The 18274-nt window shown below is 53.8% G+C and carries 18 protein-coding genes and 3 pseudogenes; 17 read left to right on the forward strand and 4 right to left on the reverse strand.

The features are described from left to right. Positions 1–88: 88 nt before the first annotated feature. The 17 genes and pseudogenes from MTP39_RS00235 to MTP39_RS00310 form a co-directional block, all read left to right on the forward strand. Complete coding sequence (locus tag MTP39_RS00235; RefSeq protein WP_249241009.1) at positions 89–886, forward strand: alpha/beta fold hydrolase; 798 nt, start codon at positions 89–91, stop codon at positions 884–886. A 62-nt stretch (positions 887–948) separates the two neighbouring features. Next, entirely contained in the window at positions 949–1443 is a 495-nt protein-coding gene (locus tag MTP39_RS00240) for an ABC transporter permease (RefSeq protein ID WP_156067054.1), read from the forward strand. A gap of 118 nt (positions 1444–1561) precedes the next feature. Next, the gene (locus MTP39_RS00245; protein ID WP_212791843.1) at positions 1562–2047 is read left to right on the forward strand and encodes a hypothetical protein; all 486 of its coding nucleotides are present in this window, start codon (positions 1562–1564) and stop codon (positions 2045–2047) included. Beyond that, positions 2040–2153: pseudogene (locus MTP39_RS14065) on the forward strand (class I SAM-dependent methyltransferase); the annotation flags it as partial. The gene MTP39_RS00245 and the pseudogene MTP39_RS14065, both read left to right, overlap by 8 nt. Further along, positions 2150–2884, forward strand: coding sequence for a DUF6796 family protein (locus tag MTP39_RS00250; protein ID WP_249241010.1), 735 nt, complete (start codon positions 2150–2152; stop codon positions 2882–2884). The pseudogene MTP39_RS14065 and the gene MTP39_RS00250, both read left to right, overlap by 4 nt. Next, a complete protein-coding gene (locus MTP39_RS00255; RefSeq protein ID WP_249241011.1) occupies positions 2881–3513 on the forward strand; it encodes an L-2-amino-thiazoline-4-carboxylic acid hydrolase in 633 nt (210 codons plus the stop codon). Before MTP39_RS00250 ends, MTP39_RS00255 begins: the two co-directional genes overlap by 4 nt. 6 nt (positions 3514–3519) lie before the next feature. Continuing rightward, on the forward strand, positions 3520–4122 hold the full coding sequence (locus tag MTP39_RS00260; RefSeq protein ID WP_249241013.1) for an L-2-amino-thiazoline-4-carboxylic acid hydrolase: 603 nt from the start codon (positions 3520–3522) through the stop codon (positions 4120–4122). 20 nt (positions 4123–4142) lie between these two features. Further along, the gene (locus tag MTP39_RS00265; RefSeq protein ID WP_249241014.1) at positions 4143–4937 is read left to right on the forward strand and encodes an alpha/beta fold hydrolase; all 795 of its coding nucleotides are present in this window, start codon (positions 4143–4145) and stop codon (positions 4935–4937) included. Then, positions 4934–5575, forward strand: coding sequence for an N-acetyltransferase (locus MTP39_RS00270; RefSeq protein WP_249241015.1), 642 nt, complete (start codon positions 4934–4936; stop codon positions 5573–5575). The genes MTP39_RS00265 and MTP39_RS00270 overlap by 4 nt, the downstream gene beginning before the upstream one ends. Next, on the forward strand, positions 5572–6063 hold the full coding sequence (locus tag MTP39_RS00275) for a hypothetical protein (protein ID WP_156067042.1): 492 nt from the start codon (positions 5572–5574) through the stop codon (positions 6061–6063). Before MTP39_RS00270 ends, MTP39_RS00275 begins: the two co-directional genes overlap by 4 nt. Positions 6064–6255: 192 nt before the next feature. Further along, a complete protein-coding gene (locus MTP39_RS00280) occupies positions 6256–6735 on the forward strand; it encodes a hypothetical protein (RefSeq protein ID WP_249241016.1) in 480 nt (159 codons plus the stop codon). Positions 6736–6834: 99 nt separating this feature from the next. Further along, positions 6835–7053 (forward strand): annotated as a pseudogene (locus MTP39_RS00285) (zinc transporter); the annotation flags it as partial. A gap of 135 nt (positions 7054–7188) precedes the next feature. Beyond that, positions 7189–8166, forward strand: coding sequence for a helix-turn-helix transcriptional regulator (locus MTP39_RS00290; RefSeq protein ID WP_005935772.1), 978 nt, complete (start codon positions 7189–7191; stop codon positions 8164–8166). A gap of 73 nt (positions 8167–8239) precedes the next feature. Then, positions 8240–8995, forward strand: a complete 756-nt coding sequence (locus tag MTP39_RS00295; protein ID WP_005935769.1) for a hypothetical protein — start codon at positions 8240–8242, stop codon at positions 8993–8995. Positions 8996–9063: 68 nt separating this feature from the next. Then, positions 9064–10833, forward strand: coding sequence for an ABC transporter ATP-binding protein (locus MTP39_RS00300; RefSeq protein ID WP_249241017.1), 1770 nt, complete (start codon positions 9064–9066; stop codon positions 10831–10833). 3 nt (positions 10834–10836) lie between these two features. Beyond that, positions 10837–12564 (forward strand): ABC transporter ATP-binding protein, encoded by a 1728-nt coding sequence (locus tag MTP39_RS00305; protein ID WP_249241019.1) that lies wholly within the window; start codon positions 10837–10839, stop codon positions 12562–12564. Between the two features lie 130 nt (positions 12565–12694). Continuing rightward, positions 12695–14222 (forward strand): annotated as a pseudogene (locus tag MTP39_RS00310) (recombinase family protein); the annotation flags it as partial. Positions 14223–14323: 101 nt separating this feature from the next. Here MTP39_RS00310 and MTP39_RS00315 read toward each other — a convergent pair. The 4 genes from MTP39_RS00315 to MTP39_RS00330 form a co-directional block, all read right to left on the reverse strand. Next, positions 14324–15724 carry a site-specific integrase gene (locus MTP39_RS00315; RefSeq protein WP_249241020.1) on the reverse strand — a complete coding sequence of 467 codons (1401 nt, stop codon included), beginning with the start codon at positions 15722–15724 and terminating at the stop codon, positions 14324–14326. A 14-nt stretch (positions 15725–15738) separates the two neighbouring features. Then, on the reverse strand, positions 15739–16041 hold the full coding sequence (locus MTP39_RS00320; protein WP_249241021.1) for a helix-turn-helix domain-containing protein: 303 nt from the start codon (positions 16039–16041) through the stop codon (positions 15739–15741). A gap of 372 nt (positions 16042–16413) precedes the next feature. After that, complete coding sequence (locus MTP39_RS00325) at positions 16414–17760, reverse strand: DNA primase family protein (protein ID WP_249241022.1); 1347 nt, start codon at positions 17758–17760, stop codon at positions 16414–16416. Next, positions 17723–18178 (reverse strand): CHC2 zinc finger domain-containing protein, encoded by a 456-nt coding sequence (locus MTP39_RS00330; RefSeq protein ID WP_256468828.1) that lies wholly within the window; start codon positions 18176–18178, stop codon positions 17723–17725. Before MTP39_RS00330 ends, MTP39_RS00325 begins: the two co-directional genes overlap by 38 nt. Between the last annotated feature and the right edge of the window lie 96 nt (positions 18179–18274).

Consider the following 18274-nt stretch of genomic DNA (forward strand, 5'->3'; position numbering starts at 1 on the left):
AAGTGCAGGCGGCGCACCGGCATTCTTTGGCGCGATGACGGAGCGTGATCCGAAAAAATAATGCTGCAAAAACCAAGGGGCGGATGGTATGAGAACTTTGGAATATGGAAAAGAACATGAAAAGACGCTGCTGTTTCTGCCGTGCACGGCGGAGCCGGAGTGGGCGTTCGCCGACTCGGTTGGCCTGCTTTCGCAGGATTACCATGTGATTCAGATCGTCTATGACGGTCACGGCGAAACGGGAGAAGACTTTATCTCTGTGGAGACGACAGTAGACGAGGTAACAGATTGGCTGCAAGCGCGCGGCATTACCCACTTGAACGCGGCATATGGCTGTTCTCTGGGCGGTGCGTGTCTGACACGCTTTCTCGCCTTGGGAAAAATCCCGGTCGAGCGCGCCGTTATTGATGCAGGCATTACGCCGTATCGGATGCCGCTGATTTTGCGCCGTCTCGCCTGCCTGCGAGACGATCTTGGTTTCAGGCTCATAGCGAAGAGCCGCAAGGTCCTTGAGACGGTCTATCCGCCAGAGCGCTGGACGATGCCGGGGCGCGATCCAGTGAAGGAGTATGATGCGCTGGCGGCGTATCTGAAAACCTATTCAAAACGCACCGTCCGCAACATTTTCTGGTCGGCGAACAATTATACTCTGCCGACGAAGCCGGCTGAAATGGGCTGCCAAATCACATATTGGTACGGCGAAGAGGAAAAGCAGGCGCGACACAGCAATATCTGCTTTATAAAGCAATATTTTCCACGGGCGCAACTGCATGAAATTCCGAAGATGGATCACGCGGAGCTTGTGATGATGTATCCGCAGGATTTTTATCGGAGAATCATGGAGTTCCTGACACACACATCGGCAGCTCAAAACAAAAGAAGCTGAAAGAAAGGAAAAATCAGAATGCTCTATCCGCAGCTTTTTGGATTCAACGGAGATATAGGCTGATGAAAATCATCGTTGCAATTGCTTTTTATTTTCTGTATTGGGGCGTATGTTTTCTTGGAACAGGCACGGACAAGAAAAATCTCATGGGGCTGCGTTCTTATCCCGAAGAAGTTCAAAACCGTGTGCGAAGCGACCATCAGCTTGGAAAGGCTGTTCCGAAGGGGAAATCCACCGCTGCCGTTTGGCTCAGCAATCTTTTGCTTTTCACAGTCGTGTTTTCCGCTTTAGGACTTGCGCTGAGAGGCGTGCTGAACTTGGACGGTTATCTGTCGGCATTTTGGTACTTTCTTGCGTTCAGCGAGGGGCTTGGGTTGTTCGATCTTTTGGTGATCGATCTTCTCTGGTGGCGCAACACAAAACGTACCCGCTTCTCTTTCCTGCCGGAGAAGAAATACTATCAAAATCCGAAAAAGCATATCGAATCGTTTTGGCGCGGTATCCCGTTGTTTGCCGCAGTCGCTGCACTGTCAGCCTTGATCGTCACGGCGTTTTGAACCATACATCGTAGAGGGATGGCTGTAAGTGTGATTACACCATCTGCGGCGATCAGGATCTATACTTAAAGGAACATCCCGAATACCGGGACGAAAACGGATACAGGAGGAACAAGTAATGCTTTTACAGGTGATTTTGGAAGGTCTTGGGTTGGGGGCTTTGCTATTTCTTGTCTGTGCCGTGGGCATCCGCAAAGGGGCTGTTGGGATGGTGCATCTTTACAGCCCGGCGGTGCAGCGGCGGTGCGTGAAGCTGGGACTTACAACACGCGAAAAAATAAAGCAAAATGCTTTGATTTTCAAAGCGGTATGCGTTCCCGGCTACATCGCCTATGTGCTGGTCTGTGTCTATGGGATAAACGGTGCACGCAGCTTTGCGGCGGGCTTCTGGCAGCTGCTGGTCATCTTGTCCGTTATGAATCTCATGGACCGCTTTTTGATCGATGGCTACTGGGTGGGGCACACGAACGCATGGACGATTCCCGGAACAGAGGACTTAAAGCCTTATATTACCGCCAAGGACAAGGCGAAAAAGTGGCTGTTCGGCACGGTGGGCATGGCAGTCATAGCGATGGTGCTGGCGGCAATGATGACAGTACAGTGATCGGAAAGACCCTTCTGTCAGCAGCTTTTTCCGCTTCTTCGCAAGGGTCGGGGACAACGGGATGAAAATGCAGATCGTGAAGATCGGATTTGGGGGCAAGCTATGAAAATGAGCAAAGAAAAACGAGCACTCATCGCAGGTATGATTGGGTGCCTTTTATATGTGATCGGCGACTTTTTGTTTTCGGCGACCGGGAAAAGCCAAAGCACAGAATCCATTGGGCTGATGGTCAAGGTCGCCTATCTTGATATGGCAACATGGCGCATGGTGGTCAGCATCATCTGCGGTGTTCTCGGAACGGCACTCTATTACATCGGTTTTCACCAGATGTGGAAGCTTTTGAAGCAACGCCTCACCCAACCGAAGCAGCAGAAATGGGTCAAGCTGTTTCAAATCGCCTATCTCACCGGCACGGTCTGCTGGGGCTATGTTCATGCTATGTTCATGAATGTGGCGCTGATCTTCAAGTTTACCTTTGAGAAATACGGCGATATGCAGGCGGCAGCTGAAATTGCCAACAAGGTGTTTTACTGCAACGCCGCGCCGCTGCTGGCAGCATATATCCTGTGTGATGTACTTCTTTCCGTCGTGATGCTCGTTATGATCTGGAAAAGGATGCTCCCGCTGAAAAACACAGCACAGCGGATATTGGCATCCTTCTGCAACCCCATCGTTTTTACGGGGATTGTGGGAAATCTCTTCACGCTTCTGCCGTGGCCGCTGGATCAGATCGATCACGGCACGGAATCCGCCGGACACCTGCTGGTTTTGGTATTGGGGCTGGTTTTGCTTCGGGAGAAGGCAAAATGTGGAGAATGTAAGGAGACCGTGCAATGAAATACATGGGTATGCCCATGGGAATGTGGGCGCTGTTTGCCGGCTCTTTTCAAAAGCAGCTGACCGCTGTGCTGGGCTATGATGCAGCCACCGCAAGAGCCATCACGAAAAAGGCAAAGCCGCAATACCGGCAGATCATCCGCAGGCTGCCGGAGTTTGAAAAAGCGGACCGCTTCAAGATGAACATCGTCAACTGCGCAATGCTCGGCGCGTTCATCCTCTCCGTGCCGCAACGTCCGGAGGTGGACAGGCTGACGGATTACTACGCAAAGTCCATGATGACAAAGCCCATGCAGTGGTTCTGCCGCAAGAGCGGAAAAAGCAAGTTCACCCCAAAGGACATTGCCGCTATGAAGGCAACCGCCACTCTGAAAGCCGCCGACCGCAACCCTTACTCGTGGAACATGGAGTTTTACGAATACCCGGACGGCAGCGGCTACGAGGGACGCTTTACCAAGTGCGGCATCTGTGTGCTGATGAAGGAGCTGGGTCTGTACGATCTGACCCCTGCCCTGTGCCATCTGGACTACACCATGAGCGAAGCGGGTGGTGTGACAAATTTTGTGCGGCAGTACACCCTTGCCTCCGGCGGGCCCTACTGCGACTGCGGGTACAAAAAGAAAGGGTAACGGACGATGAAGAGGAAGGAAACCTATCTTTCCCGTGACTTTCGGGAGACTGCGGCGCAACGCTTTCCCGCGCAGGCAAAGGAACTGAACGCCGCTTTTGATGCACGCCTGAGTGCGCTGCTGGCTGAAAACGCGGGTGCAAGCAAGGAAAAGCAGTACCACCTCAAGCGGCAGATCTTACCGGGCATTGCGGCCTACGAAACCCTGCAGCGGGTCATGCCGAAAGAAGAAGCACTGCAAACCGTTCACGGCTATGTGGAGCGGCTGGCGAGAACGAGCCACAAACAGCTTGCCGCCCTGCTGCACATACCGGGGCTTTACCGCCTTGTTCCCAGCGTTTTTGTCAAATCCACCCGGAGCGTTTTCGGCCCGGCGGCGGGCTTTGCCCCAAAAGAACTGCAGACCGGTAACGGCGTCTGGCGTGTGGATATGATGAAGTGTCCCTATCACGACACCTGCACAGAATACGGCTGCCCGGAGCTGTGCCGCTGCTTTTGCGACAGTGATGACATCAGCTATACCGGACTGCATCCGAAGCTGATCTGGGAGAGAAGCATGACGCTGGGGCGTGGAAATGACCGCTGCGATTTTTGCATGAAGGTCAGATAATAGCGGGGAGGCAGATTGGTATGGAAATCAAACGATTCGGCAATATAGAGGGAAAGACCATGATGCTGCTGCACGGAAATCTTATGTGCTGGCAGCAGTTTGAGGACTTGATCCCGCTGCTGGAAAGGAAATTCTGCGTGTATGCCGTCAGCTTCGACGGCTTTGATGGAACCGGTGAAACGACCTACACGACTGCCCGGGATCAGGCGGACAAGTTGGCCGCTTATATTGAAAAAGAGCTTGACGGACAGTTGGATCTGCTTTTTGCAGAGTCGCTGGGCTGCGGACCGGCTGTTTTTCTGAAGGCTTCCCCAACCGTTCAGATCGATCGGATGATCCTCAGCGGGCCGGAGTATCTGGATTTCGGAGTGCTGAATCGACTGATTTTGAAGGTCATGCCGCAAAAGCAATATCGAACGGCACACGAAAAGTACATGCCTGCATGGGCGCTGCGCTTTATGGGGCAGACGGAGCAGGGAATGCAGACTATGCTCCGCCGTATCCCGGATCATATCAGCTTGGAATCCGTCCGGGCCACTTGGGAGGCAGGACTTTATCTCTATCGAACGGACTTTTTGGTACAGCCCGATGCAAAGGTCGCCTGTTGGTACGGAGAAAAAGAAGGGCACATGAAAAAGGCCATCCAGCGGCTGCGGACGGCATATCCGAGCCTGATCGTCCGCTGTTTCCCCGGTTTCGGCCATGGCGAGATCATCAATCATCCGGCACTGCTTGTGTCGGAGATGGAGCACTTTCTGGCAGACGGCGAGACAGTGGCAGATGCGCAGCAGAATCAGGAAAGTGAAATACAATGAAAGTTACAACATTAGACGAGAAATCCATCCGTGATATCGGCCATGCCTTCGGCTATTATGACTACGGAGAGGAAACGGGAATGGCCGCTGCCTTTTCCGGGAAAGAAGCCACGGCAAACTATATCTGCGCTTATGTGCGCGGGGTGCTGCGGGGCGGCTTTCTGCACACCACCAGCGAGCGGGGCGAGGGATATATCGCCTACAAGCTGCCAAAGGAGAAGATGGGACTCAAGACGATGTGGCAGATCGCCTGCGGAATGCTGCACAACTCCACCCTGAAACGCCTTCTGCAATTTGGTATTGCCATCAAGCGGGGCGGGGCCTCCCTGCAGGACCGCATGGACAAGGAAAAGAAACCCTACATCTTCGTTGGACTTGTCTGTGTGCGGGAGCAGTATCAGGGGCAGGGCTATATGCGAAAGGTGCTGGACCTTGCCTTTGCCGAGGGCGACCGGCTGGGCGTGCCGGTGATCCTGGAAACGGATGCAAAAAGCAAGTGCGACAAATATGTCCATCTGGGCATGGAACTTGCCGGAGTGCGGGACATCGGCGAATTTGGAAAGCTGTATGACCTGATCAAAAAACCGGACGCGGAAAAGCAGCAGTCTGTCAGTACGGAGGCATCAACATCAAAATGAAAATCACGGTTCTTGTAACGCTCATGGTATTTCTGGCATACTTTCTTGTTTTATACGGCGGGGTGGGTTTCATTCAGGACAAGCGTTTTTTCTCATCCGCACCAAAGGAAAATCTGGACGCAATCCCCGATACAAAGGAACGATTTCCCGGCGCACATAGTATCGGCTGGGTGATTGAGATCATTGCCATCCTGCTTTTTCTCGCTGCGGCGGCACTAAGCGTATGGGACGGCGTCAGAAACGGCTTCGGCTTCCTGGACTTCTTTGTGCGGTTTCTCGCCGTGCTCTACGCCATGGAGATCTACGATATCATTTTCTTTGACTGGGTGCTGCTGTGTCACTCCAATTTCTTTCCGCATTTCTATCCGGAGCTGAAGGGCGTGGTCGGTCCGCATATGTTCGGCTATAACAAGCGAACACATATCCGGCACTTTGTGATCTACATTCCCGCCTCCGCTGTGGCAGCGTGGCTTTGCGCACTGCTTTGAGGACGTGTGACAGAAGCAATAGTTTTGGGAGGCAGAGATTTTCTATGCGTGTAATAAAAAAGTCCTGCATGAAAAAAGAAAAACAACAGAAGCCCATATCCAGCAGCTTCAGCATAAGGGAAAACAAGGAATCCGCTACACCGCGATGATGCCAGATGCTCGATTCGCACGCAGACTGAGAGGAGAAAAACAATGATCGTACTGCAACTGCTGCTTTATTGTCTGCTGTTTACCGCAATGGTAAAAATCGCTGTGATCGGCGGTGCTGTCAATGGACTGTACTTTTATCCCAAGGAGGTGCAGGATCGCGCCATCGAACTGGGACTGATCGACCGCAATACGATGAACCGGAAACGAAAATGCTTTATGATACCGTTCTTTGTCGTGATGCTTGCTGCTCTTGTGCTGATCATCGGTTTGTGGAATGGGGCTTCCTCCTTTGGTGAGGCCTATTGGCAGGCGCTGCTGTTTCTTGAGGTTATGAATATCTATGACGGCGTTGTAATCGACAAGCTATGGGTCGTGCACAGCCAGTTTTGGGTGCTGCCAGGGCTTGAAGATGCGCCGTTCGTGCAGACATGGAGGCAGGTGCTGAAAAAGCGAAGCATACTGGCGCTGATCTGGGTTGCGGGAGCGGCAATTGTCGGCGGTATTGTCCATTTGATTTTCTAAGAAGTTGGAAATTGCCCAAATGAAAAGCAGAATCATGAACTGCAATCGGAGGCAAAAAAGATGAAGACGGAGAAAACGAAAATGCTGATTCGATGGTGCATTCTCGGTGCGATCGGGGCAGTACTGACGATCCTGGCGGCAGGCATTGTGGTGCCCGCTTTGTCCTATCTGCTCAGCTTTGCCGCCGGAGCCATGCTGTATGTGGTGGTGGAGGAGCTGATCCCGGAAATGTCGCAGGGGCAGCACTCTAACGTCGGCACGGTGTTTTTTGCGGTAGGCTTCAGCGTGATGATGGTACTGGATGTGGCACTGGAATAGCGCATGGTTGAGAAAATTGCGATGCAAGGGGCGAAGAAAGGAAAAATATGAAAGACAGAGATCTGCCAGTTGACCACAGCTGCCATTCCAAGCCCTGCAAAAGACGGATTGTGGAGATCGGATTGAATAAACAGTATGATTGATATCATTTTTCATGACAAAACGGGGGTCACTCCCTATAATCCCGGACAAACAGGCGGCTTTGAAAATGCGGCCGGAAGTGGAGAAATTCACTATTACCGGCTGTTTGATGGCGTGGGGATCATGCTGCTGCGGCTGGAGATGGAGACCTATACGGAAATCCGCACGCAGATCGGTATGATAGAGATCAATTTCTGCATCAATGGCCGTTTTGAAACCAGCTTTTCCATGCGTGATAGCGTTCTGCTAAAGCCGGGGGATATGGCCGTCAGCTGCTACGACGGACGGCATGGAACACGTTCAGAGTCACGGTTCCCGCTGGGCTGTTACGAAGGGCTGTGTCTGGAAGTTGATCCAGCAGCCGCTCAGAACTGGCTTGAGAAGAACGCACCGGGCTTTTCGGTGGATTTTGCGGTACTGAAGCAGAATCTTCTGGGAAACCGATGGTTCATGTTCGGTACGGCAGGACCCCGCTGTGAGCACGTTTTCCGGGAATTGTACGAAAATGCGCCCTACATGGATCTCCGGTTCCTGCGGCTCAAGGTGGTGGAGCTGTTGATGCTGCTGAGCCGCATTCCGCAGGAGGAAGGAACGGACTTGTACTGTTCTACCGAACAGACCGAACTAGCACACCATCTCCGGGATCACCTTCTGACAAACCGGGAGGGGTATGTCTCCCTTGCGCAGCTGGCAGAAGAACACGGGATCTCGGTTTCGCACCTGCAAAAAATGTTCAAACAGGTCTACGGTGTGCCAGTATACCACTATATCAAGGAATACCGTCTGGAACAGGCTGCCGTAGAGCTTGTCCGGAGCGCAAAGCCCATTACGCAGATCGCACAGAATGCAGGATATGACAACGCCAGCAAGTTTTCGGAGGCTTTCCGGAAACGATATGGAACGACCCCGTCGCAGTACCGCACCCACGCAAATGGACTCGCAAAACGGAGCAGGGAAATCAGAATGGAGTAGTCCACGGCCGAAAAATATGCTAAAGTACAGAGCGGTTAGAACAAACTTACTTTAAAACCGGAGGTACTTTCATATGATGATGAAAAAGAAATTTGTTGCAGTGGCCTTGTCTGCGGTCTGCCTGCTGTCTGCTGTCGGCTGCGGCCAGCAGAGCGCAAGCACAGCGTCTTCGGCATCCAGCGTTTCCTCCTCGGTGGCTTCTTCGGCTTCCGCAAGTCAGGTAATGGATGCGGAGGATTATCTGTCTGGTATCAGCGGGACTTATGTGGAACTGTTCCCGGAGATGGCAAAGAGTGAATACCGGAATTTGTGGATCGACGCTGCGACTCCGCTGGTAGGCGAGGACAATGCGGAATCGGCTACGGATATGCTGCTGGGAATGTGCATGGCAGAGCCGTATGGCGAGGAGGCTGTTGAAAAATATGCAGCAGATCCGGACAGCACGGCGTTCAACTGCTATTTTCTGGGCGGCGTGGAAAAATTCGTGATGAATGGCGACACCATCACCGGTCTGGATGCGCAAGGACAGGAAGTGTTTGCACACACCTACCAGAAACTGGATGTGGACAATGAAAACAGCTTCCTCTTCTACCAGAGCGAGGATGCGGATTCCGGGGAGTTTACCTACTTTGCCTTTGCGCCCGATACGATGGAAACGACGTATCATCTGGAATTCCGCTATGCAGAGGATCTCGACGACCTGCAGAGCTGGTATGAAGGAAATTATGCTTATTGGAATGCTGCCGCCATCGCAGAGGACTATGATCAGGCAACTATGGAAAATGTCATTGAACTTTTCGTCACGGAAAATTTGTCTGAGGCAGAATAAACGGCACATGCGCACCCGATCATGTCAGGCGGTACGCATGGCAATATTACGGTAAGGATGTGATTTGATTGAAAAAACGATCGGACTTTTCCCGGCTGATGGGCTATGCAGGCGGACATCGGGTATTCACCTATGCTTCACTGGTGCTCTCCGCTGTCAGCGCACTGATGGCGCTGATCCCGTTCCTCTATATCTGGATGATCCTGCGGGATGTGCTGAACGCAGCGCCAAACTATGCGCAGGCGGTGAACATCCCTCGTTACGGCTGGATGGCAGTGTTATTCGCGGTGCTGTCTTACCTCATTTACATTGCGGCGCTGATGTGCTCCCACCTGTCGGCGTTCCGGGTGGCGACCAATCTGCGGCTGGCGGCGTCGGAGCATCTGGCGGTGCTGCCGCTGGGCTTTACCGAGACTTTCGGCAGCGGCAAGCTGCGTAAAATCATCCACGAGAGCACCGGAGCCGCCGAGACCTATCTGGCCCACCAGCTGCCCGACCAGTACAACGCCATCGCCACCCCGGTGGGGCTGCTGGTTTTGCTGCTGGCGTTCGACTGGCGGCTGGGTCTGCTGAGCCTTGCGCCGGTGGTGCTGGCCTTTCTCATCATGGCCACCATGACCGGCAAGCGGATGGCCGAAAAAATGCGGCAGTACGGCAACGCCTTGGAGGCTATGTCCAACGAGGCAGTGGAATACGTCCGGGGCATCCCGGTGGTCAAGACCTTCGGGCAGTCGGTATTTTCTTTCAAAAAGTTCAAGGCCACCATTGACGAATATGAAAAATGGGTCATCTCCTACACCAAAGACCTGCGCCTGCCCATGATGTTCTATACCGCCGCCGTCAACGGGATGTTCGCCTTTCTGATTGCGGGCGGGCTGCTGTTCACGGCTCACGGTGTGACCACGGAATTTCTGCTGAACCTGCTGTTCTATATTATCATCACGCCGGTGATCTCCCTGACCCTGACCCGCATGATGTACATGAGTGAGAACAAGATGGTGGTGGCGGATGCGCTGGCACGCATCGACTCGGTGCTGGAGGCGGCGCCCATGCAGGTGCAGGCTGTTCCGCAGTACCCGAAGGATTCCTCTGTCACGTTGCAGGATGTGCATTTCAGCTACGACGGAAAAACCGAGGTCATCAAGGGCGTTTCGCTGGAGATTCAGCCGGGGCAGACCGTGGCTTTTGTAGGCCCCTCCGGCGGCGGCAAATCCACGCTGGCAAACCTTGTCTGCCGGTTCTTTGATGTGCAGAGCGGCAGCGTCCGGGTGGGCGGAGCGGATGTGCGGGACATCCCCAAGGAAGAGTTGATGGACACCATCTCCTTTGTGTTCCAGAACAGCCGCCTGCTCAAGGGCAGCATTCTGGACAACGTCCGGCTGGGCAGAGCGCAGGCCACCGAAGCCGAGGTGCTGGCGGCACTGAAAGCTGCACAGTGCATGGATATCGTGGAGAAGTTCCCGGCGGGCATCCATACCGTCATTGGCACCAAGGGCGTGTATCTTTCCGGCGGCGAGCAGCAGCGCATCGCCATTGCCCGCGCCATGCTGAAAAATGCGCCCATCCTGATCCTGGACGAGGCCACCGCCTTTGCCGACCCGGACAATGAAGCAAAAGTACAGGCTGCTTTTGCTCAGCTTGCCAAGGGCAAAACGGTGCTGATGATTGCACACCGCCTGTCCACCGTCGCCAACGCCGACTGCATCTATGTGGTGCAGGATGGGCAGATTGTGGAATCCGGCACAAAGGACGAACTGCGTGCGCAGAACAGCCTGTTTGCCCGGATGTGGCAGGATTATCAGGCGTCGGTGCAGTGGAAGGTCGCAAAGGAGGGGTAAGGAATGATCGAAAAAATTCAACACGCCACAGCCAGTTCCCCGGAGGGCGCAAAGGGGCTTGTAAAGGGCGTTCTGGCCTGTGCGTTCCAGAACATGGCGTTCATGCTGCCCACCTGTCTGCTGTATTTTTTGGTAAAAGACCTGCTGAATGGCACAACTTCCGGCAAAGCCGTTTTTTATCTGCTGGGCTGTATCGTCTGCTTCGGGCTGATTCTCCTGACAACATGGTTCCAGTACAACGGAACCTATTTTACGACCTATAAAGAAAGCGGAATCCGCCGTCTGGCTCTCGCAGAACGTCTGCGTAAGCTGCCACTGTCTTTCTTTGGCAAACGAGATCTGGCCGATCTGACCAGTACCATCATGTCGGACTGTGAGGTTTTGGAAAAGACCTGCTCTCACTTTATTCCCGGCCTGTTCGGTTCCTTGATCTCCACTGTGATCATTGCGCTGAGCCTGTTTGCGTTCGACTGGCGGATGGCACTGGCGGCTCTGTGGGTCATTCCGGTATCCGCTGCTATCGTGGTGGGCAGCTATCGGGTGCAGGACAAGGTGCAGGCCAGGACCATGGCGGCGAAAATGGCCTGTGCGGACGGCATTCAGGAGTATATCGAGACCCTCCGCGACCTGAAAGCCAGCAATGCGGAGCAGCGGTATCTGTCCGGCCTTTCCGACAAAATTCGGGCAGTGGAAAAGCAGTCCATCGTGGCAGAACTGACAACAGCGCTGTTCGTGTCCTCCGCCGGTATGGTGCTCAAGCTGGGCATTGCGTCGGTGGCGCTCACCGGCTCAGTGCTGCTGGTGCAGGGCAGCATCGACGTACTGACCCTGTTTCTGTTCCTGATGGCGGCATCCCGGATGTACGACCCCATGCAGGGGGCTTTGCAGAATCTGGCAGCGGTTATCGCCATGCGTACCAATGTGGGGCGGATGAATGAGATTCTGGAATACCCAGTCCAGACCGGCAGCGAAACGATGACCAATCAGGGCTGCGACATCGTGTTTGATCATGTGGGTTTTGCCTACAACTCCGGTGAGACAGTGCTGAAAGACGTTTCCTTTACGGCAAAGCAAGGCGAGGTCACTGCACTGATCGGACCCTCTGGCGGCGGTAAAACTACCGTTTCCCGTCTGGCCGCTCGATTCTGGGACAATCAGAAGGGCTGTATTACCGTGGGCGGCATGGATATTTCCAAAATTGACCCGGAAAAGCTCATGAGCCTGTATTCCATCGTTTTTCAGGATGTGACGCTGTTTGACAACACGATTCTCGAAAACATCCGTCTGGGCCGCAAAGGTGCAACGGACGAAGAGGTTCTGGCGGCGGCAAAACTGGCAAACTGTGATGAATTTGTCGAAAAGCTGCCGGACAAGTGGAACAGCAACATCGGTGAGAACGGCTGTGCTCTTTCCGGCGGCGAGCGTCAGCGCATTTCCATCGCCCGCGCCTTCCTGAAGGATGCGCCCATCATCCTGCTGGATGAGGCCACCGCCAGCTTGGATGTGGAAAATGAAACTGCCATTCAGGAGGCTCTATCCCGGCTCATAAAAAACAAAACTGTCCTCATCATTGCCCACCGGATGCGCACCGTAGCCGGTGCAGACAAGGTTGTTGTGATGAAGGATGGCATCGTAGCGGAGCAAGGCAGACCGGATGAGCTGTACGCTCGGAAGGGACTGTACACCCACATGGTGGATCTGCAATCGGCAAGCCAGAATTGGACGATCTGAGAATGAGGGCGGCTTTTATTTTGGAAAAAGTCTTGCATTCAGTTAAAAACTGTGGTATATACATTATACGAAACACTGTTTTAAAAGAACGCTCCACCGTTCAATGATGTATAAATGGGAGGTGCCTGCCATGACCGCCGTGATCTATGCCCGCTATTCTACTGATAGTCAGCGCGAAGAATCCATTGAAGGTCAGATCCGGGAATGCACCGCCTATGCGGAAAAGAACGGCTTCACGGTGGTGAAGCATTACATTGACCGTGCCATCTCCGCCAAGACCGATAACCGCCCGGAGTTTCAGCAGATGATAAAAGACAGCGACAAAAAGCTGTTTGACATTGTGCTGGTCTGGAAGCTTGACCGTTTTGCCCGGAACCGCTACGACAGTGCCCGGTACAAGACCCAGCTGAAGAAGAATGGTGTCAAGCTCATGTCTGCCACCGAGATCATCTCCGAGGGGCCGGAAGGTATCATTCTGGAATCGGTGCTGGAAGGTTATGCGGAATACTACTCCGCCGACCTTGCCGAGAAGGTCGTGCGTGGACAGACTGAGAACATCCTGAAAGGCCGCTGCAACGGTGGTCGTGGAACCTTTGGCTATACGCTGGATTCGGAGCGGAAGTTCCACATTGACCCTCTCACCTCGCCTTTTGTGCTGGAATCGTTCAAGAAGTACAATGAAGGCTCCACCATGAAGGAGATCCGGGACTGGCTGAACGAAAACGGCATCAAGAACCCGGTGGGCGGTGCGTTTACTTATAACAGCGTTGAACATATGCTCAAGAATCGGCGGTACATCGGAGAACTGAAATTCCGGGATGTGGTCGTACCGGATGCCATCCCGCCCATCATTCCGCTGGAACTTTTTGAGGATGTGCAGGAAAAGATCGCCAAAAACAAGAAAGCCCCTGCCCGTAGAAAGGCAGAGGATGACTACCTGCTCACCACCAAGCTGTTCTGCGGCTATTGTGGGGCGTTGATGTTTGGCGAAAGCGGCACGAGCCGGACGGGCGAAGTCCACCGCTATTATAAATGTGCTACTGCCAAAAAGCACAAGGGCTGCAAGAAAAAGACCGTCCGTAAGCAGTGGCTCGAAGATCTGGTGGTCAACCAGACCATGCAGCTTGTCCGGGACGATGCCGCCATGGAATCCATCATTGCCAAGGTCATGGAGCTGCAAGACCGGGAGAACACCAATCTTCCCCTCTATGAGAAGCAGCTCCGGGATGCGGAATCGGGTATCCAGAATATGCTCAACGCGATTCAGGCCGGAATCCTCACTAGTTCCACCAAGGAGCGGCTGGAGCAGCTCGAAGAAACCAAGCGAGAGCTTGAAGCCCGCATTGCGGAAGAAAAGCTGGCAAAGCCCAAGATCAAAGAGGAATTTATCCGTTTCTGGCTGATGAGGTTCCGTAAATTGGACATGAGCCTGAAAGACCAGCGGCAGGCGTTGGTGGATACGTTCATCAATTCGATTTATCTGTACGATGATAAGGTTTTAATTGCCTTCAACTATAAAGAAGGGACACAGACCATCACGTTTGAGGAAGCGGCCCAAGCCGCATCAAAGGAAAATGGTTCGGATTTGGATTGCTTTACTGCACCAGAAAATGCCGTGAAATCGAAAGATTTCATGGCTTTTTTGTTTTTCTGGCAGAGTCTGCACACTTTTGCACATCTCCTGCACACTTTACAAAAAAGCCATGAACTCTTTGCATCGCTTGCACAGCGTGTATTTCGCTGCACAAAAAAGAGAATTTTACGCGAAGAGCACCCGCGTCAGCTCGCGGCGCTCCTCTGCGTCCATCTGCCGGATGGCTTCAAGGATCATTTTACCCGTGATTTTTGTTGCCACCGGCGTTTTGTTTTCCGGGGGTTCCTGCGGCTTTGCACCGGCCACATCCTGCGTGTAGAAGTCGGCTTCGATCTTCTCGGTCAACTCCAACCGGGGTTTGTCCTGCGTGTGAGCGTAGGTGTCCATCAGGACGGTGGCGGTTGCATGGCCAGTGTTGCCCTGCACCGACTTGAAGTCACCGCCAGATTGCAGCAGCTGGTAGGTGGCACTGGAGTGGCGCAGACCGTGGAACACGATCTTCTCAAACTCCGGGTGCTCTGCCCGCCACATACGATACCACTTGGTCAGAACGTCCGGGGCAATGGGTAAGCCGTCTGGTAAGCGGAACAGCTGACCGCAGTTGCTGTACTTTTCCGGGGCGCTCTGCTCGTCCTGCTTCATCTTTTCCAGCCATGCCAGAAGCTCCTCTTTCAAGGGCTTGGTCATGTACAGGATGCGGTTGGACTTTTTGGTCTTAGTCCGCTTGAGGATCAGCGAGGACTTGCTCCCCTCCCGTCTGTCCGGGAAGGTGTGGTAGATCTGGGTAGGATCAATCTTGGACAAGGCGACCTTGTCGGCACGCTGCAGGGCTTTGTTCACTGAGATGGTTCCCCGTCCGTCTGCTGCATCAAAGTCGAGGTCTCCCGGCTGCAAGCCGAGGATCTCACCCTCTCGCAAGGAGAGGATCATGCTCATGTGCACCGCCAGATGCAGGGCGGGGTTTTCGATGGTCTGCAGCGCCGCCAACATGGTGCGCTCATCCCAGATGGTGCGTTCTTCGGTGTTAATTTTGGGGGCTTCACGGGGAGTAGGCGATTTGTGGATTAGATCCCAGTCAACGGCATACGAAAAGGCAGTTTTCAGGAGCGTGTGGACTTCGTGAATGGACGTGCTGGACAGCAGCCGCTTCTTCTGGTTTTCCGTAAGCTCCTGCTTCTCGCCGTGAACGTACTGACCGCATGGGGTCTGGCTCAGCGTGGCGTAGAACTGCTCGATGTCATAGGTGCGGAGGTCTTGCACCTTCCGCTTTCCGATATACGGCACGATGAGGTTCTGCACCATCGCCACAGATTGGGTGTAGGTCTTTGGCGACCACTTGTGCTTGCTGGACTGAATGGGAATCCACTTGTACAGCATCTCCTCCACCGTCATTGCATCGGGCACGAGGAATGTACCATCCAGCAGTTCCTTTTCGACCGTGATCTTGCGCTCCTGCGCTTCGGCCTTGGTCTTGAAGGTCTCCCAGCCCTTGCAGGGCTTGCCATTGTGGTCTTTGTAGTTGTATCGGACAGAATACGTGTTGCCACGTTTCATAATAGATGCCATAGATATTCCCTCCCTCAGACCGCAGCGAACCAATCATCGAAGCTCTGCTTGCTTACCCGGATGCTGGTACCAAGGCGAATCACCTTGAAGTCCTTCGTGGTGTTGCACAGGTTATACGCAGCACGGTTGGAAATTGCCAAAAGTTGGGCAATCTCGTCCACCCGGTAAACAAGCGGCTCGTGACGGGTCACTGAAGCCTGTTTAGAAGGTTCTGTGGCAGGGTTCTTGGACAATTCCATTGTAGGAGATTCGGGCGCGATTTTCAAGTCCTCACGGGTCAGTTTGGCGGAATTTTTGCGGACATTCGTCATAGGCATGTTTCCTTTGCACTTCTCCAGACCCGGCGCAGCTCCGGTTGAGCTGCACCCTTGTGGGCTGGTAAATATGTAAGGGGCTGCCGCTCCTGACCCGAAGCAGCAGCCCAAAAAAGTGCGAGAACTTGAATTTATGCGCCCCATGCGCCCCAAACTACACAAAAGTACCTTTCTATGTTGATTTTACAGGGCGCATGGCTGAGATAGACGCGCCCTCTTGGGGCGCATCCGGGCTTCTCTCCCGCCCCGAAGGGCGTTTTGCCGCCCTGCATCCGCCCGGAAGGGCGGATATGCGCACGGAGAAAACAACGATAACAGGTGAAAACTGCAGATTTGGGGCGCATGGGGCGGGAGATTTTCACTTTTCGTGTGTTTTTATGCCGCAGCAAAGGCGGGGTGGACGCATACGCCCCGGAAGCCGCGGTACTTTCCCTCGATGTGCTTGGAAAAGGTCAGGCCATACTTCCCTGCATTTTTCAGTAGGAACTGGCTGAACTTCTTTTGCGGAACAGGCGATTCCAGATTATCCTCGCACCACTTGGTGTAGGCACGATAGAGATATGTGGAACGCTCTTCACTGTTAGGGCGGAAGCGGACATACGCCGTTGCCTGCATGAACTGGGTCAGGTTGTCGCTGTCCGCCATGGCTGCTTCAAGGTTCTGGATGGAGCGCTCGCTGATGGTGAACTGATAGCGGTTCGCCAGCAGACGATGCAGACCCTCCAACATCCACAGCAGGATGCCGGGACGCTCCTCGGACAGCTCTTCGATAAGGAACGGGTTATCCACCCGGGCAGGGTCACGGTCTTTCACCGTGATGAGGATCTGTCTGCGCCAGAAGCCGTCGCTGTCATCGTGAGCGGCCACAAGGTTGCCATTGCCGAAGCAGATGAAACGAACGTACAGCAGGCCTTGGACAGCCTGCTTGTTTTTCCGCTCGATGCACAAACGGTCTTCAGCGGTAACGATGGACTTGATGTTCCGTGTTTCGGGCAGCGCCACCATGTTCAGATCGTCATCGACCATGACCAGCTTGTACTCCAGATTTGCACTGGCAAAGCGGTTCGTTTCGATGCGGAGGATGGATTCGGAGTGAGAGGCTTCCCCGAACAGCTTCTTCAGCAGCAAGCCGATGCGGGATTTTCCCTCGCCGCCCTTGCCGGTCATGACCAGCATCTTCTGCGCCTTGGTAGACGGGATCAGAAGATAGCCAAGGTATTCCTGCAAGGTCAGAATATCCTCCGGGATGAGCAGACCGTCCAGAAATTCCAGCCACTTGGTCGGTGCGGGGGCATCGGGCTGGTATTCCACGGGGAGTCGGTTCAGGCAGAGTTCCTTTTCCGGCACAAATCCCCGCTCGTCCAGAAAGTAGGTTCCGTTCTGGAGATGGATGCGGTCAAGCTGGGGTTTCCATTCAGGGGTATAGGTTTCGATACGGAGTGCGTCCAGAACCTGCTTCTCCTTCTTGGCAAGGTTGTCGAGCACAAAGTCACGGAGGTCACTGTGGACTTCATAGAGCAGTGCGTCCTCGTCTACCTCGCCGTTCTGGTCGAACAGCTTCTGTTTCAGGCACATCATGGGGTGTTTCTCTAAAAGGTACTGGCAGTAAGCGGTTTCACGCACTTTGCCCTTGCTGTCTACCCAAGGGCATTCGCATTCTTCCTCTTCTTCCAGTTCGTCCTCATCATGCCAATCTTCGTTCCTCTTTTTCCAGTCGCTCATGCAATCCCTCCCAATACTTCCGTAGCTCGTTTTCGGTCTGCGGGTCCGGGAGCACCGAACAGTCCAGATAATATTCAACGATGTCAAGGTTCTTTATTGCTTCAAGGAAGCAGGGGTGAAGTTCTTCTGTGGGTGACTGTGGTGCATATCGGACTCGCCAACGCTGCAGACAGCGGTAATAGTCCAGCAGCTGCTGTCGGACGGTGGGCGGACTGCGGGGAGCAAGCCGCACCTTGCCGTCGGCAAGTGCCATGCCAAAGTCCTCCTTCAACTTTTCCACAGCCTTGTAGGGAGAAAGTTGAAAAAGTCTGCCGACAAAATCGATCACATCGCCATCTGCCTGACAGGCGAAACAGTGGAAACGGCTGTCCACCTTCATGCTGGGGTGTTTATCCCCGTGGAAGGGACAGCACATCATGCCGTTCCGGTTTACGGCGAAGCCGTACAGCTCCGCCGCCTGCCGGGTCGAGATGGCGTTTTTTACGTCCGAAAAGACAGAGGTGCTACCCTCCGT

Source organism: Faecalibacterium sp. I3-3-33 (assembly GCF_023347295.1).
GTDB lineage: Bacteria > Bacillota > Clostridia > Oscillospirales > Ruminococcaceae > Faecalibacterium.